At 38.6% G+C, this 25,010-nt stretch carries 25 protein-coding genes, 3 tRNA genes and 1 pseudogene; 15 read left to right on the top strand and 14 right to left on the bottom strand.

What is annotated here, in order from left to right; translation table 11 throughout:
- A complete protein-coding gene (locus GVK91_RS07205) occupies positions 1 to 882 on the bottom strand; it encodes a LiaF domain-containing protein (protein ID WP_228280190.1) in 882 nt (293 codons plus the stop codon).
- Positions 883 to 1,148: 266 nt separating this feature from the next.
- On the opposite strand from GVK91_RS07205, the gene GVK91_RS07200 reads away from it, so the two are divergent.
- Positions 1,149 to 1,484, top strand: a complete 336-nt coding sequence (locus tag GVK91_RS07200) for a DUF3276 family protein (RefSeq protein WP_075993406.1) — start codon at positions 1,149 to 1,151, stop codon at positions 1,482 to 1,484.
- A 103-nt stretch (positions 1,485 to 1,587) separates the two neighbouring features.
- Here the strand turns inward: GVK91_RS07200 and GVK91_RS07195 are convergent, their stop codons facing one another.
- Positions 1,588 to 2,421, bottom strand: a complete 834-nt coding sequence (locus tag GVK91_RS07195) for an alpha/beta fold hydrolase (protein ID WP_159727636.1) — start codon at positions 2,419 to 2,421, stop codon at positions 1,588 to 1,590.
- A 188-nt stretch (positions 2,422 to 2,609) separates the two neighbouring features.
- Here GVK91_RS07195 and GVK91_RS07190 point away from each other — a divergent pair.
- From GVK91_RS07190 to eno, 9 genes are all read left to right on the top strand, one after another.
- Positions 2,610 to 2,683, top strand: a tRNA-Arg gene (locus GVK91_RS07190).
- 29 nt (positions 2,684 to 2,712) lie between these two features.
- A tRNA-Arg gene (locus GVK91_RS07185) sits at positions 2,713 to 2,786 on the top strand.
- Positions 2,787 to 2,958: 172 nt separating this feature from the next.
- A tRNA-Arg gene (locus GVK91_RS07180) sits at positions 2,959 to 3,032 on the top strand.
- A 74-nt stretch (positions 3,033 to 3,106) separates the two neighbouring features.
- Positions 3,107 to 3,676, top strand: coding sequence for an adenylate kinase (locus GVK91_RS07175; RefSeq protein WP_046675448.1), 570 nt, complete (start codon positions 3,107 to 3,109; stop codon positions 3,674 to 3,676).
- Between the two features lie 36 nt (positions 3,677 to 3,712).
- Complete coding sequence (gene obgE, locus GVK91_RS07170; protein WP_046675449.1) at positions 3,713 to 4,711, top strand: GTPase ObgE; 999 nt, start codon at positions 3,713 to 3,715, stop codon at positions 4,709 to 4,711.
- A 177-nt stretch (positions 4,712 to 4,888) separates the two neighbouring features.
- Positions 4,889 to 5,245 (top strand): NINE protein, encoded by a 357-nt coding sequence (locus GVK91_RS07165; RefSeq protein ID WP_088162229.1) that lies wholly within the window; start codon positions 4,889 to 4,891, stop codon positions 5,243 to 5,245.
- Positions 5,246 to 5,253: 8 nt separating this feature from the next.
- On the top strand, positions 5,254 to 5,556 hold the full coding sequence (locus GVK91_RS07160) for a DUF2752 domain-containing protein (protein ID WP_159727634.1): 303 nt from the start codon (positions 5,254 to 5,256) through the stop codon (positions 5,554 to 5,556).
- Positions 5,557 to 5,782: 226 nt separating this feature from the next.
- Positions 5,783 to 6,883: a glutamine-hydrolyzing carbamoyl-phosphate synthase small subunit gene (gene carA, locus GVK91_RS07155; protein WP_075993402.1), complete on the top strand. Its 1,101-nt coding sequence runs from the start codon at positions 5,783 to 5,785 to the stop codon at positions 6,881 to 6,883.
- Between the two features lie 211 nt (positions 6,884 to 7,094).
- Positions 7,095 to 8,390 (top strand): phosphopyruvate hydratase, encoded by a 1,296-nt coding sequence (gene eno / locus GVK91_RS07150; protein ID WP_046675452.1) that lies wholly within the window; start codon positions 7,095 to 7,097, stop codon positions 8,388 to 8,390.
- Positions 8,391 to 8,500: 110 nt separating this feature from the next.
- Here the strand turns inward: eno and GVK91_RS07145 are convergent, their stop codons facing one another.
- From GVK91_RS07145 to GVK91_RS07135, 3 genes are read right to left on the bottom strand one after another with little or no spacing between them, the layout of a single operon-like run.
- The gene (locus tag GVK91_RS07145; RefSeq protein WP_153845854.1) at positions 8,501 to 9,388 is read right to left on the bottom strand and encodes a DUF72 domain-containing protein; all 888 of its coding nucleotides are present in this window, start codon (positions 9,386 to 9,388) and stop codon (positions 8,501 to 8,503) included.
- A 1-nt stretch (position 9,389) separates the two neighbouring features.
- Positions 9,390 to 10,580 (bottom strand): MFS transporter, encoded by a 1,191-nt coding sequence (locus GVK91_RS07140; protein WP_159727632.1) that lies wholly within the window; start codon positions 10,578 to 10,580, stop codon positions 9,390 to 9,392.
- 6 nt (positions 10,581 to 10,586) lie between these two features.
- Complete coding sequence (locus tag GVK91_RS07135) at positions 10,587 to 11,228, bottom strand: YceH family protein (protein ID WP_153845856.1); 642 nt, start codon at positions 11,226 to 11,228, stop codon at positions 10,587 to 10,589.
- A gap of 158 nt (positions 11,229 to 11,386) precedes the next feature.
- Between GVK91_RS07135 and GVK91_RS07130 the strand changes: the two genes are divergently transcribed.
- From GVK91_RS07130 to GVK91_RS07120, 3 genes are read left to right on the top strand one after another with little or no spacing between them, the layout of a single operon-like run.
- A complete protein-coding gene (locus GVK91_RS07130) occupies positions 11,387 to 12,292 on the top strand; it encodes a histone deacetylase (protein ID WP_200845548.1) in 906 nt (301 codons plus the stop codon).
- Positions 12,293 to 12,302: 10 nt separating this feature from the next.
- Positions 12,303 to 13,361 (top strand): nucleoid-associated protein, encoded by a 1,059-nt coding sequence (locus GVK91_RS07125; RefSeq protein WP_153848845.1) that lies wholly within the window; start codon positions 12,303 to 12,305, stop codon positions 13,359 to 13,361.
- Between the two features lie 20 nt (positions 13,362 to 13,381).
- Positions 13,382 to 14,461 (top strand): DUF3810 domain-containing protein, encoded by a 1,080-nt coding sequence (locus tag GVK91_RS07120; protein WP_159727630.1) that lies wholly within the window; start codon positions 13,382 to 13,384, stop codon positions 14,459 to 14,461.
- 64 nt (positions 14,462 to 14,525) lie between these two features.
- Here GVK91_RS07120 and GVK91_RS07115 read toward each other — a convergent pair whose 3' ends face one another.
- Both GVK91_RS07115 and lpxB read right to left on the bottom strand, forming a co-directional pair.
- Positions 14,526 to 15,161, bottom strand: a complete 636-nt coding sequence (locus tag GVK91_RS07115) for a hypothetical protein (protein ID WP_153848847.1) — start codon at positions 15,159 to 15,161, stop codon at positions 14,526 to 14,528.
- Positions 15,162 to 15,218: 57 nt separating this feature from the next.
- Positions 15,219 to 16,334 carry a lipid-A-disaccharide synthase gene (gene lpxB / locus GVK91_RS07110; protein WP_159727628.1) on the bottom strand — a complete coding sequence of 372 codons (1,116 nt, stop codon included), beginning with the start codon at positions 16,332 to 16,334 and terminating at the stop codon, positions 15,219 to 15,221.
- A gap of 231 nt (positions 16,335 to 16,565) precedes the next feature.
- Here lpxB and GVK91_RS07105 point away from each other — a divergent pair, with 231 nt between their 5' ends.
- Positions 16,566 to 16,871: a septum formation initiator family protein gene (locus GVK91_RS07105; protein WP_075993394.1), complete on the top strand. Its 306-nt coding sequence runs from the start codon at positions 16,566 to 16,568 to the stop codon at positions 16,869 to 16,871.
- Between the two features lie 86 nt (positions 16,872 to 16,957).
- Here the strand turns inward: GVK91_RS07105 and GVK91_RS07100 are convergent, their stop codons facing one another.
- Positions 16,958 to 17,668 (bottom strand): DUF4397 domain-containing protein, encoded by a 711-nt coding sequence (locus GVK91_RS07100; protein WP_153848711.1) that lies wholly within the window; start codon positions 17,666 to 17,668, stop codon positions 16,958 to 16,960.
- Between the two features lie 329 nt (positions 17,669 to 17,997).
- Here GVK91_RS07100 and GVK91_RS07095 point away from each other — a divergent pair, with 329 nt between their 5' ends.
- Positions 17,998 to 18,366 carry a YkvA family protein gene (locus GVK91_RS07095; protein ID WP_159727626.1) on the top strand — a complete coding sequence of 123 codons (369 nt, stop codon included), beginning with the start codon at positions 17,998 to 18,000 and terminating at the stop codon, positions 18,364 to 18,366.
- 52 nt (positions 18,367 to 18,418) lie between these two features.
- Here the strand turns inward: GVK91_RS07095 and purH are convergent, their stop codons facing one another.
- The 6 genes and pseudogenes from purH to GVK91_RS07065 form a co-directional block, all read right to left on the bottom strand.
- Entirely contained in the window at positions 18,419 to 19,945 is a 1,527-nt protein-coding gene (purH, locus tag GVK91_RS07090; RefSeq protein ID WP_159727624.1) for a bifunctional phosphoribosylaminoimidazolecarboxamide formyltransferase/IMP cyclohydrolase, read from the bottom strand.
- Between the two features lie 122 nt (positions 19,946 to 20,067).
- Positions 20,068 to 20,706 (bottom strand): uridine kinase, encoded by a 639-nt coding sequence (locus tag GVK91_RS07085; protein WP_075993390.1) that lies wholly within the window; start codon positions 20,704 to 20,706, stop codon positions 20,068 to 20,070.
- 32 nt (positions 20,707 to 20,738) lie between these two features.
- The gene (locus tag GVK91_RS07080; RefSeq protein ID WP_159727622.1) at positions 20,739 to 21,659 is read right to left on the bottom strand and encodes a LysM peptidoglycan-binding domain-containing protein; all 921 of its coding nucleotides are present in this window, start codon (positions 21,657 to 21,659) and stop codon (positions 20,739 to 20,741) included.
- Positions 21,660 to 21,670: 11 nt separating this feature from the next.
- Positions 21,671 to 22,426, bottom strand: coding sequence for a hypothetical protein (locus GVK91_RS07075; RefSeq protein WP_159727620.1), 756 nt, complete (start codon positions 22,424 to 22,426; stop codon positions 21,671 to 21,673).
- A gap of 161 nt (positions 22,427 to 22,587) precedes the next feature.
- Positions 22,588 to 24,180, bottom strand: coding sequence for a hypothetical protein (locus GVK91_RS07070; protein WP_153848706.1), 1,593 nt, complete (start codon positions 24,178 to 24,180; stop codon positions 22,588 to 22,590).
- 72 nt (positions 24,181 to 24,252) lie between these two features.
- Positions 24,253 to 25,010: pseudogene (locus tag GVK91_RS07065) on the bottom strand (hypothetical protein); the annotation flags it as partial.

Below are 25,010 nucleotides of genomic sequence, written 5' to 3'. Positions count from 1 at the left end.
TTAAGCATTTTTTATGGTTAAATTACCTAAAATACAGGTGCCTGTTATATAGATTTTTTTATCTGTATCGGGGTTATAAATCGTTTGGAACCGGCGGTCATCGACAGAACCCAAGATTGAGGCGACGTTGCTAAATACCGTCCAATGCGGAGGTATAATAATACGTGCGCTGCCAAACAATTGGAATGTATCGATCACAATAGGCTGCTGAATATCTGCTTTTGTTAAATCCAGCTCTACACTTCCAAATACATTGGTCAAATTGCCCCCTCTAAAATGTTTGGAATAGATTACTTTCTTTTGGCCTGCAAAGATGGTGTTCAGATTGAGGTTGTCCTCAAATGACTGGTGAAAGGAATCTTTATCTTTGTTGCCAAAAGCCTGCTGATTAGGCGAGGCTTGTTGGCTTGAACCGTATTGTTCGTTAAATGGTCTTGATTCCTGGTCAGCAAGACTGCTATCTGTAGCGCCCTCCGAAGGTACATTGACTCGCTTATCCCAGTCGTAAGAGCCTTGCGGCGGATTAGGGAAGGTTGGAGGAGCCATCGGAGGTTTCCTTTTGCTCATGATAAAGTAAATCCCGAGAGAAATGATGATGATTGGGACGGTTACGGAACCAAAGTCTGTGCGCATCATTCTTGAAATAAGGCTTGCTCCGCCTATGATCAGTAGGATAATTGCCGATTTTTTCTGAAATTGGGAATTTATACCGATGACCAATCCAATGATGATTAATATCGTTTGCCAGCCAAATAACCAATCCGGAAACCAGCTTCCTAAATTTAGGTTATTCAATAATAAGAATATACCTACGATGATCACAATCGCTCCTACAATATTGCGGCTATTATTGCTGTTTGGTATGATGGGTTCTTTTTCCATAATGTTTTTACTATTTATGACTCAAAGATAGAGGCACAAATATATTCTACATATTTGCTTTAGGTAATACAACTTATATTTTCGGTAAATGTAATGATTTCGTCGGTAAAAAATCTTGTTGTTTATTTTTTATCCCAGCTATAAATAGAAGTGAACTGCCATTTTTATGCGTAATTGTCTTTTTTTTTAATATTATTTGGTGTATTAAAATGAATTATTATATATTTATCAAAGATTAAGATTACTTTAAACTTAAATAACAACCAATGGGAGATTTTGAAAACAAAGAACGTGAAGAAGTTTTTTCAAAAAAGGTGAGAGCAGGTAAGCGTACTTATTTTTTTGATGTAAAAGCAACTCGATCGAACGATTACTACATTACTATCACAGAAAGCAAGAAGCGCTTTGAGGATGGCCAGTTTATTAAGCATAAGATTTTCTTATATAAAGAAGATTTTGAGAAATTCGCTGATGGTTTGACGGATGTGGTTAATTACATCAAGTCTAATCAGGAAGTAATCGAGAAACGTTATGAGCCTAACTTTGATGATGCATACGCTGAGGAAGCGGATGTTCGGTCAAAAGATGATTTTTCGTTCTAGTATCCGTAGAACGAAATCTTAATGAAAAAAAGAAATAAAAGCCACTGTTGTGGCTTTTTTTATGAATTATATTCTATGCCGCACTTGACGACCAAGGTGATGGTTATAATGGTATATTTCGCAGGAAATCATTGAGCACCGCATTGAATTTTTCGGGTTCCTCGAGATTTGGCAGGTGCCCGGATTCTTCAAACTCCATATAGCGGACGTCGGGTATATTTTCGATAAGGATATTTGTTTGCTCTTCGCTCATCAACTTGTCGTGTTTACCTTTTATGATCAGTGTTGGAATAATAATTGTCTTCAACGAATGGGTTGTATCTGTTCGTGAAGCAAGAGCGAGTTGTGTCGCGCAAATGCTGGCGACTTCATTTCTGCGAATACAGCTTTTGATGAGTTCAACAGCTTCGGGGTTTCCACGGATTGTTTTATCGTGAAACACGTTTGCGATAAAGCCAATGGCAAATGGTCTTCTGCCGTATTTTAATAAAGCCTGAATGGAATCAAAACGCTTTTGTTTGCCTTTGTTGTCGTCGGAAAGGGAATTCGTGTCACAGAGGATAAGACCTTTGAGCTGTTGTCCGATCAGTTCATAGGTCCTGAGGGCGATGTAGCCACCCATAGAGATTCCACAAAGGATGACATGATTGAGGTCGAGTTTACGAATAAACTCCACAAGATCTTTGGCAAAAACATCGACGGAGAAAAAACCATGCCCATTGGTACTTAGGCCATGTCCTCGAACATCAATGGCGATGCCTGTATAATCTTCGTCGAGTTGTAGGAGTTGTTGTTTCCAGGTGTTTTTGTTAAAGGGGAAACCATGGATGAAAATGACTGTTTTCGGAGAGGGGTATAATTTGCTTGGGCGAATATAGTAAGAGATACTGATATCTCCGATGCGGATTTTACTGAGTTTTAATTCTCTTTTGCTCATGAATGCTAACATTTGTCCGTGTCTGAAAAAAAAAAGTTGATATTTTAAATATAATATTATCAACGAGATAAAAGAAATGTTGTTGTATAAAGTTTAAAAAAGAGAAAAAATGTTTGTTAAATCGATAAATATAACGATATTTGCATCACCAAAACGGAAAAGGATAACGGATTTGTTTTGGTTGCCTAGCGCTCCTAGCTCAATTGGATAGAGCATCTGACTACGAATCAGAAGGTTAGGGGTTCGACTCCCTTGGTGCGCACAAATACAGTTTTTGTATTGTTTAAAGAGGCATTCCTAGCTCAATTGGATAGAGCGTCTGACTACGGATCAGAAGGTTAGGGGTTCGACTCCCTTGGAGTGCACAAATAAAAGCCAGTCAATTTGATTGGCTTTTTGTTTTTAGAAGCATTATTGCAGGGCAGTCGATGGAAGGAGGGAACTTCTTTTTGAAAAAAAATTTGTAAAAAAACGAATTCTGACTATATTTGCGTCACCAAAACACATGGGACAGAGTTCTAAACGTAATGGTTTATTGCGCTCCTAGCTCAATTGGATAGAGCATCTGACTACGGATCAGAAGGTTAGGGGTTCGACTCCCTTGGAGCGCACAACTGAAAAGCCTAGTCATCATCTGTGATTAGGCTTTTATTTTTTAACTCGTTTTAATTTCTTAAATAAAACTATGCTAAACCTTGTAATATTTGGCCCTCCGGGTGCAGGTAAGGGAACCCAATCTGCAAAGCTTATTGAAAAATATCAATTGGTTCATGTTTCCACTGGTGATATTTTTAGAGCACATATTAAAGGTCAAACGCCACTTGGTCAACAAGTGAGCCAGATTATTGCTGAGGGAAATTTAGTGCCAGATTCGATTACGATAGCAATGCTGGAAGAGGAAGTAAAGAAAAATCCGGATGCAAAAGGATTTATTTTTGATGGATTTCCTCGTACTGTTGCTCAAGCTGAGGCATTGGATGCTTTTTTAGAAGGTATCAATACCTCAATCTCGGTAGTAATCGCACTGGATGTGAATGAGGATGAATTGAAAGCACGCATCGCTAAACGTAAGGAAATTTCTGGTCGTGCGGATGATGATGCTGATAAATTGGTGAAGCGTATTGATGAATATTTCACGAAGACGATTCATGTGTTGCCGTATTATGAGGCACAAGGTAAACTTTCTAAAGTGAATGGTATCGGTGATATCGATTCTATCTTTAAAAGTTTAACAGATATCATCGATAATTATTAATTAAAATAAGTACTTTTTAGACTGTAATAAATTGTAATGGCGCAAGGTTCGAATTTTGTTGATTATGTGAAAGTGTGTTGTCGTTCTGGACATGGTGGGGCAGGTTCGGCTCATTTGCACCGTGACAAGCACACAGCTACCGGTGGACCCGATGGTGGTGACGGCGGTCGTGGAGGGCATATTATACTGAAAGGAACGACTAATCTCTGGACGTTACTCCATTTAAAATATCGTAAGCATATTATTGCGTCAAACGGTGAGTCTGGCGGCAGTTCTTTGCGTACGGGGGCAACTGGACGTGATGAGATCTTGGAAGTGCCATTGGGTACGATTGCGAAGGATGCAGAGACGGGAGAGGTGTTGTTCGATATCACAGAAGACGGTGAAACCAGAATATTGGTTCCGGGAGGAAAAGGCGGGCTGGGCAACTGGCATTTTAAGTCGCCTACGCAGCAGACACCACGGTTTTCTCAACCTGGTCTTCCTGGTAAAGAACAGTGGATGATTCTCGAATTGAAGGTTCTTGCTGATGTTGGGTTGGTTGGATTCCCAAATGCTGGTAAATCAACGTTGTTGTCAGTCGTCTCTGCTGCGAAACCAGAAATCGCGAATTACCCCTTTACAACACTGGTACCTAATTTGGGTATGGTGAGCTACCGGGATAACCGTTCCTTTGTTATGGCCGATATTCCGGGTATTATCGAAGGCGCTTCAGAAGGAAAGGGATTAGGGTACCGTTTCTTGCGGCATATCGAGCGAAATTCAGTTTTGCTGTTTATGGTGCCGGCCGATACCGATCGAACGATCCGTGAGGAGTACGCGATTCTATTGAATGAACTGACTGCATATAATCCGGAATTGGCAGATAAACCCAAATTGCTGGCTATTACCAAGTCTGATATGCTCGATGAGGAGCTGGAGAAGGAAATGGAGCAGGAGCTACCGGAAGATGTACCCTATATTTTCATTTCTTCGGTGACAGGTAAAAATATATTGCCATTGAAAGATATGATCTGGAAAGCAATCAACTCCTAAAGGTTGAATATATAAATAGAAAAGGCGCTCCATACGGTGAAGCGCCTTTTCTGTTTATATTAAATGCTATATGTTGCTAAAAAAAGAACATTTTATAAGTTTTTTTGTTAATTTCATGCTATTATTTTATCCCGGATGGAAGGCTGGTTTTTAGCCCCATTACCAAATTAAATCTAAATGAAAACAGAAGACGAAAAGTATTGCGTAGAATGCGGCAAGTTGATCAATATCAAGGCCGAGGTTTGTCCCTATTGTGGCGTAAGACAGCCTATATTTTATGCCAATCAACCCTTTCAGCAACAAAATAACACGTTTCAGGATGACAGATGGTTGCCGGCATTGTTATTTTGCTTTTTTCTAGGCCCTTTTGGAGCACATCGGTTCTATTTGGGGCAAATTGGTACCGCCGTTATTCAGCTGCTTACCTTGGGCGGATGTGGTATCTGGTATTTAATCGATTTGATTATGATTCTTGTCGGTAAATATAAGGATGCAGATGGCAATTACATTAAGAGTCCTATAAACAATAATTAATGATTTATATGCTGCTGAAATACCTTAAATATCATTGGATTTATTCGTTGGTATTGGGGTATTTCGGGATTGCTATAAGCTTATATCTTTTCACGGATATCCATATTCTTGTTCCTTGCCTTTGGAAGGCTGCGAGTGGCTATGATTGTCCGGGATGTGGTCTTACTACCGCGCTGATTGCCTTGTTGCGCTTGGAGTTTCGAGAAGCGTGGCTAGAGAATCCGTTGATTTATATGCTTGTTCCGCTATTGACAGGTCTGATTTTGAGAGACTTTGCAACGTTTTGGAGGAGAGAATTAGTTGAAGAATAAAAAAACAAAAAATGTTTTCACTTTTAAGTGATATGTCGTAACTTTGTCTCCCGTGAAAATTAGAGTAGAGTCTTTATTGGTAGGTGCCTTAGGAAACGGTTTGTCAATCGTGATGATGCATTGTTAATTGATATTTAGCCCATTTGAGGGCTTTTTTTATATCCAATCAAGAACGCTTTAAAATTCATAAAAGTAAGGATACACATTTTATAATATTACATCGATAATGACCAACTACAGCAAATTGCCTGCAATTTTAGTTTTAGAAGATGGTACAGTTTATCACGGTAAAGCCGCTGGTAAAATTGGTACGACTACTGGGGAAATCTGTTTCAATACAGGAACAACTGGTTATCAAGAGATTTTCACAGATCCATCTTATTTTGGACAAATCATGGTAACCACCAATGCTCATATTGGTAACTATGGTATTGATGAGGATGATACCGAATCAAATCAAATTCAGATTGCGGGACTAGTTTGTAAGAACTACAACATCAACTATAGCCGTAAAATGGCTGATGAATCTATCCAAAGCTACTTTGAAGAGGGTAATTTAGTTGGTATTTCTGATGTGGATACCCGTTCATTGGTGCGACATATCCGTGATAAAGGTGCGATGAATGCGATTATTTCTTCAGAAACATTGGATGTTGAAGAATTAAAACGTCAATTGGCTGAAGTTCCTTCAATGGATGGACTTGAGCTGTCTTCAAAAGTAACAACAGCCGAGCCTTATTTCTTCGGTAATGAAAATGCTTCGTTACGTGTGGCAGTTTTGGACTTAGGAATCAAGAAAAATATCTTACGCAATTTTGAGGCTCGTGATGTATATACGAAGGTTTTTCCAGCGAAAACAACATTTGAGGAAATGGAGAAATGGAATCCGGACGGTTATTTCATTTCCAATGGCCCTGGCGATCCAGCACCAATGGATTATGCAATCGATACGGTAAAAGCTATTTTGAATGCTAATAAACCGATGTTTGGTATTTGTTTAGGTCACCAGATCTTAGCATTGGCAAATGGTATCCGCACAAGCAAATTGCATAACGGACACCGTGGTATCAATCACCCAGTGAAGAATATTATCGCTAATCGTTGTGAAATCACTTCGCAGAACCACGGTTTTGGGGTTGTGGCTGAAGATATCCAAAATTCTGAGAACGTCGAAATTACACACGTTAATTTGAACGATCAGTCTATCGAAGGTATCCGTATCAAAGGACAGAAAGCATTTTCGGTGCAATATCACCCAGAATCATCACCGGGTCCACATGACTCGCGCTACTTGTTTGATGATTTTGTAGCGATGATCAAAAACTAAGTTGTACAATATTATATAAAAAACCCTTCAGATCTTGAAGGGTTTTTTATTGTATTTATTTGAACAGTTATGCCGATGGGGCATATTTTATTCATAATAAATAGGGGAATAAATACATTTTTTATTATATTTGATTGTGAAAAATGTCTGTAGACAAGAGTGTGTCTTATCTACACTAAGTAATGAAAATAAATTATAGTCTAATAAAGAGATGAGTTTAATTATCGATGTTCATGCGCGTCAAATTTTGGATTCGCGCGGTAACCCTACAATTGAGGTAGATGTTACTACACAAAATGGTTTTGTTGGTCGTGCAGCTGTTCCTTCAGGTGCTTCAACTGGTATTCACGAAGCAGTAGAATTGCGTGATGGTGACAAGTCAAAATATCTAGGAAAAGGTGTTTTGAAAGCGGTTGAGAATGTAAATACTAAAATTGCAAAAGCACTAGAAGGTGTAGATGTTTTCGAGCAAAATGCCATCGATAAAATCATGATTGATTTAGACGGTAGCGAAAATAAAGGAAACTTGGGTGCAAATGCTATTTTAGGAGTTTCTTTAGCTGTAGCGAAAGCTGCTGCTCAAGAGTCACGTCAACCATTATACCGTTATATCGGTGGTGTAAATGCGAACACGTTGCCTATCCCTATGATGAATATCATCAATGGTGGTTCACACTCTGATGCACCTATCGCATTTCAGGAATTTATGATCATGCCTGTGGGTGCGCCTTCATTCTCTGAGGCTTTGCGTTGGGGTACTGAGGTTTTCCATACCTTGAAAAAAATCTTACATGACAGAGGTCTTTCAACTGCAGTAGGTGATGAAGGTGGTTTTGCGCCAACTTTTGAAGGTACTGAGGATGCTATCGAAACAGTTTTGAAAGCGATTGAAATCGCTGGTTACAAACCAGGTCAAGATGTTTGTTTAGCGTTGGATTGTGCTTCTTCTGAGTTCTACAAAGACGGTAAATACGATTATACGAAGTTTGAAGGTGATAAAGGTGCTGTACGTTCTAGTGAAGAACAAGCAAGCTATTTGGCTGAATTAACAGCTAAATACCCTATTATTTCTATCGAAGATGGTATGGCTGAAGATGATTGGGCTGGATGGAAAACATTGACTGATAAAATCGGTGACCATGTTCAATTAGTAGGTGATGATCTTTTTGTTACAAATACAAAACGTCTTCAACAAGGAATTGATACCCATACAGCGAATTCAATTTTAGTGAAAGTAAATCAAATCGGTTCATTGACTGAAACGATCAATGCGGTTACTTTAGCTCAAAATTCTGGTTATACTTCGGTGATGTCACACCGTTCTGGCGAGACTGAAGATGCGACTATCGCTGACTTAGCTGTAGCATTGAACTGTGGACAGATCAAAACTGGTTCTGCTTCACGTTCTGACCGTATGGCTAAATACAATCAATTGTTGCGTATCGAAGAAGAATTGGGTGGTAATGCCCGTTTCATCGGTAAAAACTTTAAATACGCTAAAAAATAAGCTAAAGCTTGATTTTTAATATAAAAAGCCGAAGTATTCTCTACTTCGGCTTTTTTTGTGGGCAATTTTTTTTCTATTGGTGCATCGGGGACCGGATCTGATAACCTGTCTTAGAATAAGGTATTTCCTGTGTTTTTGTTGGGATAGGTTAGATCCAAGTCGAATGTTGTATTCAGTTTTTTGATAAAATGTGTCGCCAGTAACGGTGATTCCACCTCAATATTCTGGTGGATAAAGAAATACAATTTTTGCAATCCATTTTCCCGCCATAGTTTCAGAACATCGATCCATTGATCCAGTCGATCATAGTCTGTTGCATGATTTGCACCTACATACCGTACGAAAGCAATCGGCGTGGTCAGGCGCATATGGAGCATGTCTCTACGGCCTGCAGTATCGACCAGTACATTGGTCACATTGGTTTCCTCCAACAGTGCATAGAGTTCTTTTGTTACTTCGGGTTTGGAAAACCAATCTTTATTTCGGACTTCCAACGCTAGCGGGACTTCTTTTGGCCAGTCATGAAGAAATAGTTTTAAACGGGCCATGTCCTTTGGATTATAATTGTCGTGCATCTGAAGAAAAGCCATACCCAGTTTTTCATCGAAATGAACAATGGAGTCCGTAAATAATTTTACTTTATCACCCGTATTTAATAGTCTGCTGAAATGGCTGATGGATTGTGGTATTTTTGGGAAGAACTTGAAGTTCGCAGGTGTTTTCTTTTTCCAGGTCTCTACCTGGTCTATGCCAGGTGAATTGTAGAATGTAGCATTGAGTTCAATGCTGTTAAACTGTGTGGAGTAATAGGCAAGTTCGTCTTTTGTGCCTCTGGGATAAAAGCCCTTTAAATCTTGTTTATTCCATTTTGCACAACCTACAGATACCTCAAAAGGTTTGTCTATTTTGAAGTGCTGTAATAAGGTTAAGGTTTCTGGTGTAGTAGGAGGAAGGGTAAAATCGATTTCCTCGGGATGTTCTACTTGGCCGAATTTCATATCAGTTTTTTCTTAATTTATAATCAAATAATAGATGAGCCAACAATGCCAACAGCGTATAACATGTGCCTACGAAAATAACACCGGGCCATTGGAAGTGTTGCCATGCTTGTGCAGCAAAAAAAGTGCCTGTTGATCCACCAATAAAATAGCTGACCATATATACGGTATTTAGTCGGTTGTTGGCACCGAGGTTTAGCGCATAGAAATCGCTTTGATTTAGGATATGCATCGACTGTAGGCCAAGATCGATAAGAATAACACCGAGGATCAGGCCCCAATAGTAATTGCCGAAGAGGGCGAATAATAACCAGCTGATTAACATCAATAGGATCGCGTACAAGATGATTTTTGCTTTGCCTATATAAATGGTTAGTTTATTGACAAAAGCAGCGGCAAGCGCCCCACAGGCACCTACAAGGCCAAAGGCTCCTGCGGTTGCGGGGCCATCAAAGAAAGGTGGGGCTGCAAGATGGAAAACAAGCGTTGTAAAAAATGCAGAAAAAGCCCCAAATCCCATGGCTCCACGAAATGCAGCCAGCTGTAATACAGGTTGTTTTCTGGCAAAGTTCCAGACTGATCGCATCAATTCCTTATAAGAACCTTTAAAATTAGGCAGTACCTCTGGTAGCTTGAATGCGATGGTGATGGCTGTAATGACCATAATTGCTGACGCTATCCAATACATTTCGCGCCAGCCAAAGTAGGAGCCAACAAACCCGCTTACAACCCTAGAGAGTAATATACCGATCAGCAGACCCGACATTACCATACCAATCGCTGAAGCCTGCTTTTCTTTGCTCGCAAGTTCGGCAGCCATGGGTACAAAAACCTGTGGAATAACAGATGTGAAACCTATCAGAAAGCTGAATAGCAAGATAGATAGGATAGAAGTGGACATGGCCATACCTACCAAAGAAAAAATGATGAAAAAGAAATCGATCAAGATCATTTTCTTTCTCTTAAACATATCCCCTAAGGGAACGATCAGTAACAGGCCAAAGGCATATCCGATCTGCGTTAACATGGCCGAATTACTGACCATAGCCTCGTCAATATGTAGGTCTTTGGCAATCAAGCCCAATAGTGGTTGATTGTAATAATTATTGGCGACAACTAAGCCTGTGGCGATGGTCATCAACCACAAGGTTGCTTTGGATATTTCGTTTTTTGAATCTATTGTTTGCGACATGAGCAATTAATGTAATTCATCCCAGAGATCCTGAAATTGCTGTTTCAATGTTGCAACTTCCTGTTCCAATTGTGCAATTCGATCGAGCAAGATCTGGTCGTTCGAGGAGCTGCTCACCGGACCATTATTTTCATAGGCCTCCAGATTGATTTCTCCTAATAAATGGATGTAGCGGACTTCTTTATGTCCCATTTGTTTAGGTAGGGACTTAAGATAGCCTTCTTGTCCCAATTTTTCCAATTGTTCATTGATTTCACCCAACGATTCAAATTCATAAAGTCTTCCGGAGTTTGAATTAATTTCGCCGGCGGTCAGTGGTCCTCTGAGTAGCAATAAACAGACAATGGTTAATTCAGAGGGAACCAGTGGAAATTGTATGGCAAAATTGTGTTTGTACTTTGTTACACGAGATCCACCGCCAACAACTGTCGAGATTAAGCCCTTTTTCTTTAATATATCCAATGTCGCAATAATATCTTCTTCTGTATATTGTACAACCGGTTTGCGGGAAGTCTTTTGGTTACAAGCAGCTTGTAAGCTGTTGATTGTCATTGGGTAATATTCTGGAGTTACTTTTGATTTTTCGATTAGTGAGCCTAGTACACGTTGTTCCATGGCAGACAATTGGGGCAAATTAGTTGTTTCCATTTATTTTGAAGAATATAAATTTATGATCGAATACAAGTATGCTGTTATGGCAACATAACATTGGCTTGCTGTTTGTTTCTTCTCAAAGATGCCCTTTTTCTCATATAACTCCAAAAGATCTTTTTCTTATCTTCGCATGAGTAATAGAAGATTTTAAGGTGCTTAAGATAGCTTTTCGTCAAGAATTTGTCCATTCCGTCAAAGAGGGGCATCGATTTCCGATGCTGAAGTACGAGTTGATTCCTTTACAGTTAAAACATGAAGGTCTGGCAGACGAGTCAAGTTTTTTCAGTCCTGAGCTCGCGAGTTTTGAAACATGCTGTTTGGTCCATGATCCAGTGTATGTAAAGCAGTTGTTTGAGCTTACTTTGGATTCCAAGATGGTTCGTAGAATAGGTTTTCCATTAAGTCAAAGCCTTGTTGATCGGGAGCGATATATCCTTGATGGGACGATCCGAAGTGCTAAATATGCAGTTGAATATGGTGTTGCTTTTACCATTGCAGGGGGGACACATCATGCAGGTTATGATTTTGGCGAAGGCTTCTGTTTGATGAATGATCAAGCGACTGCCGCCGGCTACTTGTTGAAGTATAAATATGCTAGCCGTATCCTCATCATTGACCTGGATGTGCACCAAGGAAATGGTACCGCCCATATTTTTGAGGGGCATAATCAGGTGTTTACCTTTTCAATGCATGGTGAGAAAAACTATCCCTTTGTCAAACAGCGTTCCCATTTGGATATTGGCTTAGCAGATCATATTACGGATATGGAATACCTCACTTTATTGGAAGAAAGTTTGGTTGATGTATTTCGGGAATTTGAGCCTGATTTCGTTTTCTACCAGGCTGGGGTAGATATTTTGGAAACAGATAAGTTGGGTAAATTGAACTTAAGCAGCAGTACCTGTCATCGAAGAGATGAATTGGTCTTTAAAATGTGCCATAAACACAATATCCCTGTTCAAGTAAGTATGGGAGGAGGTTATTCTCCTGAAATTAAAGATATTGTCAATGCACATTGTCAGACTTTTAGAATAGCAATAGATATATATAATTTATAAGATAAGAAATATGTTTTTTCACCAAGATGCAACTTTTGAAGCGTTATCTATTCATCGTGTAGGCAATAAAGCGCAAGATGAATTTTATATTTTGTCGGATGCCCCGGTATCTCTTGAAGGAGATGAAGTGTTACCTGGACTCCTGATGCAGTATTTTATGAGTCCTTTTGCAAAGGTGAATGAGGTATATCGCTTATATCATCCCAATGGAGAGTTGGAGCTGAATGAGATTTTCTATTTTGCAAGACAGTATTTTAAGGAGCAGCTTCCATTTCATGATTTTTCCCAACAAATTTCAAAACACCTTTATGAGGTATCCAACCATCCTAAAATTAAGGCTGGAGAGGTGTATGTAGTTGCCTTAAAGAATGTACAGATCGAGGGGGAAGAACATGATGCGATTGGTATCTTCAAATCTGAGAATAAAGAGACTTATCTGAAAGTATATCCGGAGCAAGGTGCTTTTATGTTGGAATATGAGCAGGAGGCGATCAATATCAATAAACTGGACAAGGGCTGTATTATTGTTAATGTAGAAGAAGAAGAAGGTTATAAGGTGCTGGTGCTCGATCAGACAAACCGTCAACAGGAGGCTGTGTATTGGAAAGATGAGTTTCTGCAGCTTCGCGTGCGTAACGATAATTTCAATCAAACGGGGAATTACCTGAAAGTGTACAAGAACTTTGTTCAGGAAAAATTAGACGAGACGTTTGAATTGGAGAAAGCGGACAAGATTGATCTGATGAACAAATCCATGAATTACTTTAAGGAAAAGGAAACTTTTGTCCAAGAAGAGTTTGAGGAGGAAGTATTGGGCAACCCGCAGGCGATTGCTTTATTTCAGGACTTTAAAGCTGGTTTTGAAGATGAATTTGACTCTCCATTTCAGGCAAGTTTTGAAATAGCAGATAAAGCGGTGAAAAAAATGGAATCTTCTTATAAGTCTGTTTTAAAGCTAGATAAGAATTTTCATATCTATGTTCATGGTAAACGTGAATATCTTGAGAAGGGTTACGATGAGGATAAAGGCATGAATTATTACAAGGTCTATTTTGAGAACGAAAGTTAATCGTTTTATATCTTATTTGAATGGAAAAGCGCGATAAAATAGCTGTTTTCACGCTGCTGTTACTTCTGATTGGAATTTTTATTTTCTCCCTGATTGAGAAACATAGCCAATGGATTGAGGACTTTTATGCACGCGGCTTTTACCGCTCCTATAGCCATGTACCAAGATTTATTTTTGGTTATGTTCCTTTTAGTTTAGGTGATCTATTTTATACTATAGTAGTTGGATTGCTACTTTATTCAATTGCTAAATTCATCGGAAATTTATGGAAAGGAAGATGGAAAAATTCCTTTCGTCCGGTTCTATTTATCATAAACTTGTTATTGGGTCTCTATTTTTTCTTTTACCTATCTTGGGGCCTGAATTATTATCGTGAACCAATCAGTACCAATGCCAATTTGCAAGTTGATAGCTTAAAGTTAGCCGATTATCTCGTGGTTTTGAATGGGTTTCTGGACAGTACAAATAATTTAAGGGAACATGTGGATCCATCCCAATGGGAAGAGCATAAAGAAACTATTCAAACGGATTTGAGTACATGGGTACAACAGGATACGGCTTTTGCTGAATTCTTGTCAAGGGGTCAAATTAGGGCAAAATCACCAATAAATAGCAGGATAGTCTCTTTTTTTGGTGTCTCGGGCTATTTTAATCCATTTACTCATGAAGCACAGGTTAATAAAGCCATGCCAGTCACCTTTTTACCTTTTACAACAGTGCATGAACTTGCGCATCAACAGGGAATTGGTTTTGAAGACGAGGCGAATTTTATAGCTTTTGTTCGCTTACAGCAACATCCACAAATCTTTTACCGATACTCGGCTTATCTACAGACCACGCTTTATATGTTGCGCGAACTGCAGGGTATGTATCCTGATTTAGGAAAGGATTACAAGGGAAGATTAAGCGCGAAAGTATTGAAAGACGTGGAAAAAGAAAGGTATTTTTGGAGTCAATACACGGGTTGGGTCGACGATGTGATGGGATTGTTTTATAATCAATACCTGAAACATAACAATCAACAGGAAGGAATAGCACGGTACGACCGTATGACGCGGTTGGTATTGGCCTATGAGCTTAAAAGAAAAGGGTGTAGATAATAATGAACCCATAAAAAAGGCGTATTATTCTCTAATACGTCTTTTTTATGGGTTAAGGATTTCGTTATTGTGTTGAAATTAGTTCAAATGTACCCTCAGTGCCGGCACTGCCAGAATAAATTTGTCCTTGAGGCAACCCTCTCAATCCGGTGGGAGCAGTTTTAATCCGATCATAGATGTTTCTCAAGTCTGTGTTTGCATTGACAGCCCGCCCACCTGCAGCTACGTCTCCATAGATATAGTTCGCCGCTTTTTTGTTTGTTGTTTGCGGTTTGAGACTGCCATCTGTTAAAGTGACTTTAATTTTTCCTCCGTTCCCATTGGGAAAAGTTTTAGTGCCATTAAAAGCATCATCTCCCTTTGCAATGATATAAAGGGAGCCTAATTTTTGAAAATTAGCATTGATGTCAAAATTTGCACCGTTATTCTTCCCATCGGTTCCATAGATGGTTGCTTTATTTCCAATTTCAGCATAACCAATCGTTAGCTTAACATTTTTCTTGCCATAGAACGAAAGGGTAGCATTGTCTTTCATGATTAAAGTATCGATGTGCATGACGACAGTTGAGTCTCTATTATCGATATTTTTTTTTGCCTTTTTGCCAATTTCCAGTTTAGAAATATGTTGTGTTTCTTGTGCTTTCCCAGTGAAGGACATTGCAAAGCAAAGAAAAAAGCCTAGAATAAATTTAAATTTCATAAAACTTTTAATTAATTGTAACTAACTAGTAGTTTGACAAATAAAAGGTAAAAGAGTTTAAATTTTAGCGAGATATTTTACAATTAATTTGGCAGTTTTCTCTGATGCGCCAGGAGAACCTAGTTTTTCGGCCAAAATATCGTAGTTTTCCATCACACTTGCGCGATGAGCTTTGTTATTGATAAGTTCACCTACTTCATATGAAATATCGTATGCCGTGCAGTCGTCTTGAATCAATTCCCTTACTGATAAGAAATTATTAATTAGATTCACTAGAGAGATAAATTTAACCTTGATGACTAATTTGGCTATCCATACAGATATTGGGTTAGCTTTATAAACGACAACTTGAGGTACTTTCAGAATACCTGTTTCAAGTGTAGCCGTCCCACTTGTAACGACTGCGGCTTCTGCGTTATGGAGAATATCGTAGGTTTGATCGAAGATCACGGGAATATCAATACCTTTAAAAAACTGCTTGTAGTAGGCTTCATCAAAATTAGGAGCACCGGCAATGACAAATTGATGAACAGGAAAGAAAAAGGGAAGTTCGGCCATGATAGGAAGAAGCTTTGAAATTTCCATTTCCCGGCTTCCTGGTAAAAGGGCGATCAGGGGTTTTTCTGAAAGTCCATTTTGTGCTCTAAATTGGGGATTGAAATTATAGGTTGAAATCGCATCTAACAGCGGGTTTCCAACGTAATCAGCGGGCATGCGCCACTTCTTATAAAAATCTACTTCAAAAGGCAAAATACAAAACATATGATCGACAATCCGTTTGATTTTCTTTACGCGACCTTGATTCCAGGCCCACACTTTAGGGGAAATATAGTAGCATGTTTTGATTCCATGTTTTTTTGCAAAATCAGCAATTTTCAAATTGAAGCCCGGGAAATCTATTAGAATGACGGTGTCCGGTTTTTCTTTTAATAGATCATTTTTAACAAGTTTGAGATTTCTAGATATCTTTGGCAGATTTTTTAAAACTTCTATAAAGCCCATAAAAGCCATTTCTGAGGTATGTATCAACGCTTTTTTTTCGGCCTCTGCTTGCATTAGATTCCCCCCGACTATTTGGAAAGTCGCATTGGGGTCTTCAATTTTTAATGCTTTAATAAGATTGGCACCATGTAAGTCCCCTGAAGTTTCACCTGCAATAAGATAGTATTTCATATGTCAACGATTTATTCTTTAATGATCATTTGGAATATCTTTTTATCGTTAAAACTGCGTTTAGTCTTAACGATGGATATTTCATTGAAATGATCGTTTTTGAACTGTTAAAGATAAGATTATTCTAGGTATATGATGACTTTGAATATATTATTCCATATCTTTAATTAAAGATGTTCAACTTTTGAAGAAAATATCCTAAGTATAAAAGCTAAATAGTATTTTTGTCTTATGCAACGATTGTGGTCTTTAATAAGAAATAAGTATTTGTTAGCCGCTTTGGCTTTTCTCGTGTGGATGTTGTTTTTTGATCGAAATGACTTTGCTACGCAGTATAGTTATCAAAAGCAGAAAGCAAATTTGGAAAGTGAACGCTCCTTCTATCTGAAGGAAAATGCCGCCATCATTAAAACAATTAACGATATTCGATCAAATCCGCAAGAAGTGCAACGTATTGCTCGTGAGAAGTATAAGATGAAAAAAGATAATGAGGATATTTATGTGATTACTAAAGTAGCAGCTAAAGAGAATCATTAAGATCTACAGTATAATATAAAATGAAAAACAACGGCCATCATGTTTACATGACGGCCGTTGTTATAAAGTATATAGATATGGGTATTTTAATTTGCGGCTTGTGCTACTAAACCAATATATAATGGTTTCTTTTCATCATTAGCCTTGCCTATGAGTATTAATGAATAATAATAGCCTTCAACCAATTTAATGTCGCTGCGTGTTGCGATTGTTTTTCCGGCTTTATCACGAGCTGTGACGGTGAATGTGCCGCTCTTTTGAGCGATAAATCCCTGATGGGCACTTGCCGAATTCTGTGTTTCTTGTGCTCTATTTGTCCATTCTGAAGGGGAAGCCTGATCGCCTATTTTTAAGCTAACTAAATCTGTACCTTCAGCAAGATTAAAGAAGCGTAAACCAGACTCTGTATTTTTGATGTCTTTATTGATTCGATCTGTGGTGATCACCTGTACGGGTTTGGATTTAGTTCCAAATAAAAAGGATGTATATATGGTGCTGTCTTTGATTGTTACAGTTGTATCCGTTAATTTAGTGTTATATTCAGCGGAAACTGTAATTCTACGTGCTCCTGTAAATAAGCCAATTTGAGCATAACTTTTGAATCCCAATGGATAATTGGGGTTTTGAAGCGAGCCTCCGTCTGCGAAATATATAACTGCATTCGCATCCGTGTATCCATTGACCATGGTAAGCAACGCAGCAGGAATTGGCTGGTCATCGTTATCTTTTAGACAGCTTGTTAGAAAGAGGGCCGCTAAAGCAATAGCAATAAAATTAAATAATCTATAGTTTTTCATATCCGTGTAATATTAAAATCTGTTTTTGTGACTCACATTGCGCTTGTGTTGTCTATTATACGGAGATGACTGACACTTTGCTACAGCGATTTGTAAAAATAATAAAAATCCATATTCAGACCTCGTTTTTTATTCAGATAGCCTTTGTAAATCACTTTTTAAAGATGGTGGTTTTGGGATCGGTAACAGATGAATATGGTTTCTAGGTAAAATTTAGTCAGTTTGAAGGGAAGGATTTCGTTATGTTGCGATATGCAATCCGATTTTGAATCGAGTTTGGTTTAGGGCGAGGATTTGGATTGTTAAACTAGTAATCCTAATTTTGAGGTATGAACAATAGAATCAAAAGAATTGCGAAAGGAATGTTTGAGCAGTTTAGGCATCGTAAAATTACGGAATCTGAATTTGTACAGGCGGAGGCAAAAGCGAGGAATCTAGGGGGCTATATGGACGACTTCAACGTATTAATTGCGATGTGTAAGGACACAATTACGGGGAAGTATAAAATGGATAAATGGAATTTATCGATTATTATTGGAACGATACTTTATGTGGTTTCGCCGATTGATGCGATTCCTGATTTTATTCTCGTGGGCGGGTGGATAGATGATGTGGCCATTGTTGGTTATGCGATTCGCAAACTCAGCGTTGAGATGGAACAGTATAAGCGTTCGAAGTTTCCTGTAGAAGCGAGATAAATAAAAAAGCTACTTTTCTAAAGTAGCTTTTTTATTTATTATTGAAGTTCAACTAGTGCTTAAAGTGTCTAACACCTGTTGTTACCATGGAGATTCCTTTTTCATTGGCCATGTCAATTGATAACTGGTCTTTGATTGAACCACCAGGTTGCAATACCGCTGCGATACCAGCTCCTGAAGCAATTTCCACACAATCAGGGAAAGGGAAGAAGGCATCCGATGCCATCGCACAGCCTTTAAGGTCAAAACCGAAAGAAATTGCCTTCTCAATAGCTTGTTTCAATGCATCTACACGAGAAGTTTGGCCTACGCCTGAAGCTAACAAAGTACCATTTTTAGCAAATACGATTGTATTTGACTTGGTGTGTTTTACAATTTTGTTCGCAAAATAAAGGTCCTCCAGTTGTTCTGCAGTAGGCTGTACTTGTGTTACCGTAACCATTTGTTCAGGTCCTTCAATCGTATTGTCTTTATCTTGAAGAATAACGCCGTTCAATAAAGTTTTGAACTGTTGTCCTGGTAGTGTAACCTCTTTACGAACCAAAATAATTCTGTTTTTCTTTGCGGTAAGAATAGCGATGGCTTCTTCAGAATAAGAAGGTGCAATCAACACTTCGAAGAATAATTTATTGATCTCTTCAGCTGTTGCAGCATCAACTTGACCATTCGTTATTAAGACTCCACCGAAAGCTGAAACAGGATCACATGCTAAAGCATCTAACCAAGCTTGTTTGATTGTTGAACGGGAGGCAACTCCACAAGCATTTGTGTGTTTTAAGATCGCGAATGTAGGTTCTGTGAACTCATCAATCAAAGCAACGGCAGCATCAACGTCAACCAAATTATTGTAAGATAACTCTTTACCGTTTAATTTATCAAACATCTTATCTAAATCGCCGAAGAAAATGCCTTTTTGGTGTGGGTTTTCACCATAGCGCAACACCTGTGCTTTTTGCTCAGATTGTTTAAAAACCTGAAGTGGATTTTCTTGATTGAAATAGTTGAAGATTGCAGTATCGTAATGCGAGGATGTATTGAATGCACGTTTAGCAAATTCTTTACGTTGTTCCAGTGAAGTATTACCTTCTTGGTTTGCTAGTATTTCTTCCAATTCTTTGTAATCATTTTTGGAAGAGATAATAACGACATCGTTAAAGTTTTTAGCGGCAGCGCGTATCAGTGAAATTCCACCGATATCTATTTTCTCGATAATATCTTGTTCGGATGCGCCAGAAGCAACAGTTTCTTCAAAAGGGTACAAATCCACAATAACCAAATCGATCTCAGGTATTTCATACTGAGCAAGCTGTTGTTGATCCGACTCAAGCGGGCGGCGTGCCAAAATACCGCCAAATACTTTTGGATGCAATGTTTTTACACGGCCTCCTAAAATAGAAGGGTAGCTGGTGAGGTCTTCAACTGGAACAACATCTATACCTAAATCTTTGATAAATGTTTCTGTTCCACCAGTGGAATAGAAGGTAACACCGTATTTGTTTAATAATTCAACTAAAGGAGCAAGGCCGTCTTTATAATAGACTGAAACCAATGCATTTTTAATCTTTACAGGATGGTTCATTATGATGGATTTGTTTCGTGGCGCAAAGATAGGTATTTAAAATCTTGATACCAATAAATCAAGCACTTTAAATAGAAAGGAGAATCTGTTTACGAGATTCTCCTTTCTACATTGTTTTAATTTTATACCAAATTGAGTTTTAATTTTAGCTCTTCAGAAATTTGGTTGGTGATATCCCAGATTGGTTCTGGTTCATCGGTATTGTTAAATATGACCTGATCGCAAGTATCCTGATAGGGAAGTAGGTACTCGTTGTAGGATGGTAGTACATGGTTTATCCATTTGTACATGACATCATCTTCAAAGTAGCCCCGTTCAACCAGATCGCGGTGTAGACGTCTTCTTAATGCGATATCCTGATCAGCGCTTAAAAATATCTTATGATTGATTAAATTATTAATTTCCGTATAATAGAAAATGAATAGACCCTCAATAATTAAAATTGGTGCCGGTTTAATCTCTAGTATTTTGGGTGTTAACGAAGGGTTGTTAAATGTATACTCTTCTTTATATATTGTCTCACCGTTAAAGAGTGCCTTGATATCTTTATAAAAAGCATCTCTGTCGATTGATGTCGGAATATCGAAGTTATAGAGCCTATTTTCCTCCTGAGTTTTAGTATTGGCAGGGATGTAATAATCATCTTGGGAAATTAAGGTCACCTCATTAGGCTTAAAATGTTTTAAAAAACTATTTAAAAAAAAAGTCTTTCCAGAGCCACTACTTCCGGCAATTCCTATGACATACGGTTTGTTATTCATTCTTACTATGCTATAAAAGCTATTTTATTCTGTTAATTTTCTAGAGGTAATCCATACGCAATTTCAACTTGGAAGCGTTTATCAAGTGCGCCTATGCTTGCGGCGGCAGACTTTGACAACACGACAATTGCATTTTGGTTTTCGGCATTATCATTAAATTTACCGACTACTTTTGCGTAAGTAACACTTTTGGTCATAGGGTTGGTAATTTTTAGAATAGTACCTACTGGAGCGCTCTTATGAAGAGCAAGGTTGCTGGTCCCTTGAGATGAAAGTCCATCAATCCACACGCCAATACCACGTTCGGACTTCTCGCGTATTCCGTAGCGGTTTGTTGAAATTTGATTTTCTTCTTTATCGTCATCGTCTGTAGAATCAGGCGTTACAATTTCGATTCCTTTAGGTTCAACTAATTTTGGCCGTTCAGGAGGTAGGGGCTGATTGGGGATCATGAGCTTCATTCCTCCGCCAATAACGTTATTTTTTAAATTGTTCGCTTTTTTAATATCTTCAACAGAAATACTGAATCTTTTAGATATGGCATAAAGTGTCTCTTTCTCACCAACGATATATTCCGTAAAACCTTCTTGTTGTGGATTACGCGGGTTTTGCACTGCCGTATTTCCACGGTCGTTGCTTACTGTTGATTTCGCTTTCCGACCGGTTGGAATCTTAACAATTTGGCCAAGGTTTAATGTTCCATTACCATTTATTTGGGTCAACTGGCCTACCGTTGTTTTATACTTTTTACTTAACTGGTAATAATTGTCTCCTTTTTCAATTTTGAACAGAACGTATTCTTCACCATTGATAGCTTCAGTTCCTACTGAATCAGGGATAAAATCAGTACGTAAAGAAGTTGAATTCTTTGCTTCAACTTGTTGAATAGCTAATATCGCGATGGATAGAATAGCTATCTTTTTATATGTTTTTAATTCGAATAAAACTTTCATATATTTTGCAATTATACTAAATACGAAACAAACTCCCGTTTATTATCTGTCAAAAGGAATATTTGTTCGTGAATAAGAAAATAAATGTTGAAGAGCTTTAGTTCCAGCTCGGAAACTGCAATAATAGACTCTGTCAATGTTTCTCTAGTGGATTGCACTAGCCTGATTTGATAACGATTGTTTCTGTCTTTTTCATAGAAAGCCCAAATAAAGTAGTCATTCACCGTATTTATCCAGATTTCACCATCAATTGGGAAGTCCTTCAAAAAAATGGGGATGTCACCATTGTAGATAATAGGATAGACGAGCTCGCTGGTATAAGGTTTAAAGGGAGTTTCATTTTTACTTTCAATCGACATCGATTGGAGGTTCAAAAATAATTGGAAGCCTTCTGCTATTACTTTTGGTCTAATAAGCACACCTTGGTCAACCATACCGATGAATATGTAGTTGAACCAGGTTTCCTGTATTTTTGGGTTGTAACAATCGACTACCTGTATGCCTGCGTCGATAGGTGTGTTATTGGCAATCTTCTTAAGTATTAATTTTTTGCATTGAATTCCAGCTAGGACCCACTCTTTGGCTATTGCTTTGAAGTCTTTTAATACGTAAGTTCCTTCAAAAGTGACTACATTAAAATAGGGCAGGGTATCGTCTGGGTTTCTGGTCTCCACAGCGATCAATTCATTCTCCGCATCGATTTCTATCCGCCAAATGGGGTATGTAAAAATGAAATTGAATGCTTTTGAAATTGTGTGATTTGCCATGTAATTTTCAATCCAAGGGGACAAACTTAGATAAAGTTACCTTTATATACAAGTATAATAACGCGTAAACTAATTTTATCGTGTTTTATGTTTGTTCTCTGCTGTTTTTTCTCAAAAAAAAAGTCCAGACATAGCTGGACTTTTTTTGAAAAAAATATAGTTTAAAATTTTGAACCAATAGTTAGTACAACATTAGTCCGTTGATTTTTTATATCTGCTACTGGACTAGCATTATTCCAGTAGTTCTCATTAATCAAATATGGGCTTTCTTTGTAGTTGACTGCATTATAGGCACCAGTCAAATCAACATACATGCCACGGCCAAGTTTAGCGCCGATACCTAAAGATGCCGTATAATTCGTGTAGTCTGCATTTTTATAGGGGTTGCCACTGTAGTTGAAACCAGCTCTTCCGCTAAATACATTATCAAACATCACTTCACCACCAATTCGCGCATTAAATGCACCTTGGTAAGTATCTTTGATGTTTTGATTCATGTTCTTTTCTAACGTTTTACTGTAATTTCCCACATCTTTAAAACGCATAGCGGCATAGTCTACCCATTCCACATCAGCGGTTATTAATCCTCTTGAAAATAATTGGCTCGCCCCAAGAGATAATTTATAGGGTGTATTCATATTATACTCCAAGTAACTGTGCCCTGCGTCATCACTGGTTCTATACTCTTTAAATGATTTGTCTTCATTTGGTCTGAAGTAACGGAACTCAGAATTACTATATGATTCATCCCGGATGCTCATAAATGTAGGTGACTTAGCGGTGAATCCCATGCTAAACGTTGGCGTAAATTTATAGATTACCCCAAGTTTAAAGTCGACACCGGTACCATCAGTGGCTTGCGCATAATCATCATATAATTCATAATCTTTATCCAACATGGCATACTTTTGGGCATTGGTTGGTTTTAAAAATTCTGAATCTTTGTTAATGGCTTTTAATTGGTCGGCCGTCATTGTTTGACCATATTCTGTAAACCAGCTGGAATTGTCGTAGCTAAATGCGGTGAAACCTAAAGAGGCTCCTAAATAAAGTTTATTGCTATAATTGGCTCCAAATGACAAGACAGATTCGGATTTGCTTCCTTTTTCTAAGATGGAATTCACTTGATTAAAACCATTTTTTCCATCGAAAGTTCCGCCAACTGTAATGGGGATATATGCACCCGCGTTTTTGGGGTCTACATCGAATAATAAAGAGTTGTTATAAACTTCCTGGCCCCAACCTTGTGTTCCTCCGACACCTGAAAGGCGGTCGGAATAAGCATCTGATATCGAACTCGTATTATTTACTCCTCGATACTCTAGCAGGTTGTTATAGACATAATTGCGGTTGTAAGCAATACCGACATTGAAATTTAACCAACCTCTATCGAGGTTACCTCCATTGCGGTAAGTTGGGAGGTGAAAAACAATTCCAGCATTGTCTAAGTTGAAATTATTCTTGCTGCTGTTTGAATTTTGACCAAAATAGTCTGTTTTATTTTTGTTGTTAAGGTATCTGGCTGTTAATGATACGTCAGATTGATTGAAGTAGCCCAAACCCGCGGGGTTACCCGTAATCGAACTTATATCTCCACCTAATGCGGTAGATGCATTTCCCATGGCTTTAAAACGAGCTGTTCCGCCATTGTCCCCTTGGGAGAATAAAAGTACATCTTTCGTATATTGCGCTTGAGTAGTCCCTGCTGCACCTAAAACGAATGCAGTTCCAAAAAGTAATTTTTTGATTGTCATATGCTAAAATGTCGTCAATAATAAATTAGTAGCATACAATTTCTTGTATGCTACTATTCAAAATGCTTTTAACTATCGAGTACGTCCTCCACTTGATCTTGAGCTTCCGCCTCCGGAGAAACCTCCTCCCGAAGATCTAGAACTACCACCTCCAGAAAAACCACCACTAGAAGAGCGGGATGATGAACCACTATCATAGCTTCTTGTTGGCGGAGTATACGATGGTCTTGACGTTGAGCTTGGGTTGCTGGAGCGTGTTTCCATCGAACGGCTCATCGGACGAGATACCTCACCTGAACTATTTCGTGTTCTCGAATCATTATTATAATATCCGCTAGAGGTGCTACGTGTGTTGTTTGGATAGGAACCATTGACTCTATCTGAGGTTCTTGAACGAGTACCATCTGAGTAAGCTCTATTCGATACACCATCAGATGTTCTTGTTCTACCGTTTGACCTGTCATAAGAAGAACCACGTGTCACGGAACCGTCAGAAGTTCTTGACCTATTTGAAACAGATGTAATACGTCCTCTAGAATCGCGTGCTACGCCAGTACGATCGTATCCTCCAGAATTTCGAGCAACGCTGTTGCGGTCATATCCACCTGAAGTTCGGGTTCTTGATGATGAACTGCGCGTGTTATAGTTATCTCTGTAAACAGATCTACTTGATGCATACCGTGGTCTTGAGTTACCCCAGGAACCACCGCCCCAGTAGCCGTTTCCATACCAACCAGATCCCCAATAGCCGCCGCCGTACCAGCCACCCCAAGGTCTGTAGCCGCCATACCAAGGAGATCCCCAGCCCCAGCAAGATCCCCAACCCAAAC

It is taken from the genome of Sphingobacterium sp. 18053 (assembly GCF_902706145.1).
GTDB classification, from domain to species: Bacteria; Bacteroidota; Bacteroidia; order Sphingobacteriales; family Sphingobacteriaceae; genus Sphingobacterium; species Sphingobacterium paramultivorum.
This window is presented reverse-complemented; position numbering and strand designations above follow the sequence as displayed.

Coding starts and splice junctions, on each gene's coding strand:
- GVK91_RS07205 (WP_228280190.1), bottom strand. CDS start 882: ATGGAAAAAGAACCCATCATACCAAACAGCAATAATAGCCGCAATATT.
- GVK91_RS07200 (WP_075993406.1), top strand. CDS start 1,149: ATGGGAGATTTTGAAAACAAAGAACGTGAAGAAGTTTTTTCAAAAAAG.
- GVK91_RS07195 (WP_159727636.1), bottom strand. CDS start 2,421: ATGAGCAAAAGAGAATTAAAACTCAGTAAAATCCGCATCGGAGATATC.
- GVK91_RS07175 (WP_046675448.1), top strand. CDS start 3,107: ATGCTAAACCTTGTAATATTTGGCCCTCCGGGTGCAGGTAAGGGAACC.
- obgE (WP_046675449.1), top strand. CDS start 3,713: ATGGCGCAAGGTTCGAATTTTGTTGATTATGTGAAAGTGTGTTGTCGT.
- GVK91_RS07165 (WP_088162229.1), top strand. CDS start 4,889: ATGAAAACAGAAGACGAAAAGTATTGCGTAGAATGCGGCAAGTTGATC.
- GVK91_RS07160 (WP_159727634.1), top strand. CDS start 5,254: ATGCTGCTGAAATACCTTAAATATCATTGGATTTATTCGTTGGTATTG.
- carA (WP_075993402.1), top strand. CDS start 5,783: ATGACCAACTACAGCAAATTGCCTGCAATTTTAGTTTTAGAAGATGGT.
- eno (WP_046675452.1), top strand. CDS start 7,095: ATGAGTTTAATTATCGATGTTCATGCGCGTCAAATTTTGGATTCGCGC.
- GVK91_RS07145 (WP_153845854.1), bottom strand. CDS start 9,388: ATGAAATTCGGCCAAGTAGAACATCCCGAGGAAATCGATTTTACCCTT.
- GVK91_RS07140 (WP_159727632.1), bottom strand. CDS start 10,580: ATGTCGCAAACAATAGATTCAAAAAACGAAATATCCAAAGCAACCTTG.
- GVK91_RS07135 (WP_153845856.1), bottom strand. CDS start 11,228: ATGGAAACAACTAATTTGCCCCAATTGTCTGCCATGGAACAACGTGTA.
- GVK91_RS07125 (WP_153848845.1), top strand. CDS start 12,303: ATGTTTTTTCACCAAGATGCAACTTTTGAAGCGTTATCTATTCATCGT.
- GVK91_RS07120 (WP_159727630.1), top strand. CDS start 13,382: ATGGAAAAGCGCGATAAAATAGCTGTTTTCACGCTGCTGTTACTTCTG.
- GVK91_RS07115 (WP_153848847.1), bottom strand. CDS start 15,161: ATGAAATTTAAATTTATTCTAGGCTTTTTTCTTTGCTTTGCAATGTCC.
- lpxB (WP_159727628.1), bottom strand. CDS start 16,334: ATGAAATACTATCTTATTGCAGGTGAAACTTCAGGGGACTTACATGGT.
- GVK91_RS07105 (WP_075993394.1), top strand. CDS start 16,566: ATGCAACGATTGTGGTCTTTAATAAGAAATAAGTATTTGTTAGCCGCT.
- GVK91_RS07100 (WP_153848711.1), bottom strand. CDS start 17,668: ATGAAAAACTATAGATTATTTAATTTTATTGCTATTGCTTTAGCGGCC.
- GVK91_RS07095 (WP_159727626.1), top strand. CDS start 17,998: ATGAACAATAGAATCAAAAGAATTGCGAAAGGAATGTTTGAGCAGTTT.
- purH (WP_159727624.1), bottom strand. CDS start 19,945: ATGAACCATCCTGTAAAGATTAAAAATGCATTGGTTTCAGTCTATTAT.
- GVK91_RS07085 (WP_075993390.1), bottom strand. CDS start 20,706: ATGAATAACAAACCGTATGTCATAGGAATTGCCGGAAGTAGTGGCTCT.
- GVK91_RS07080 (WP_159727622.1), bottom strand. CDS start 21,659: ATGAAAGTTTTATTCGAATTAAAAACATATAAAAAGATAGCTATTCTA.
- GVK91_RS07075 (WP_159727620.1), bottom strand. CDS start 22,426: ATGGCAAATCACACAATTTCAAAAGCATTCAATTTCATTTTTACATAC.
- GVK91_RS07070 (WP_153848706.1), bottom strand. CDS start 24,180: ATGACAATCAAAAAATTACTTTTTGGAACTGCATTCGTTTTAGGTGCA.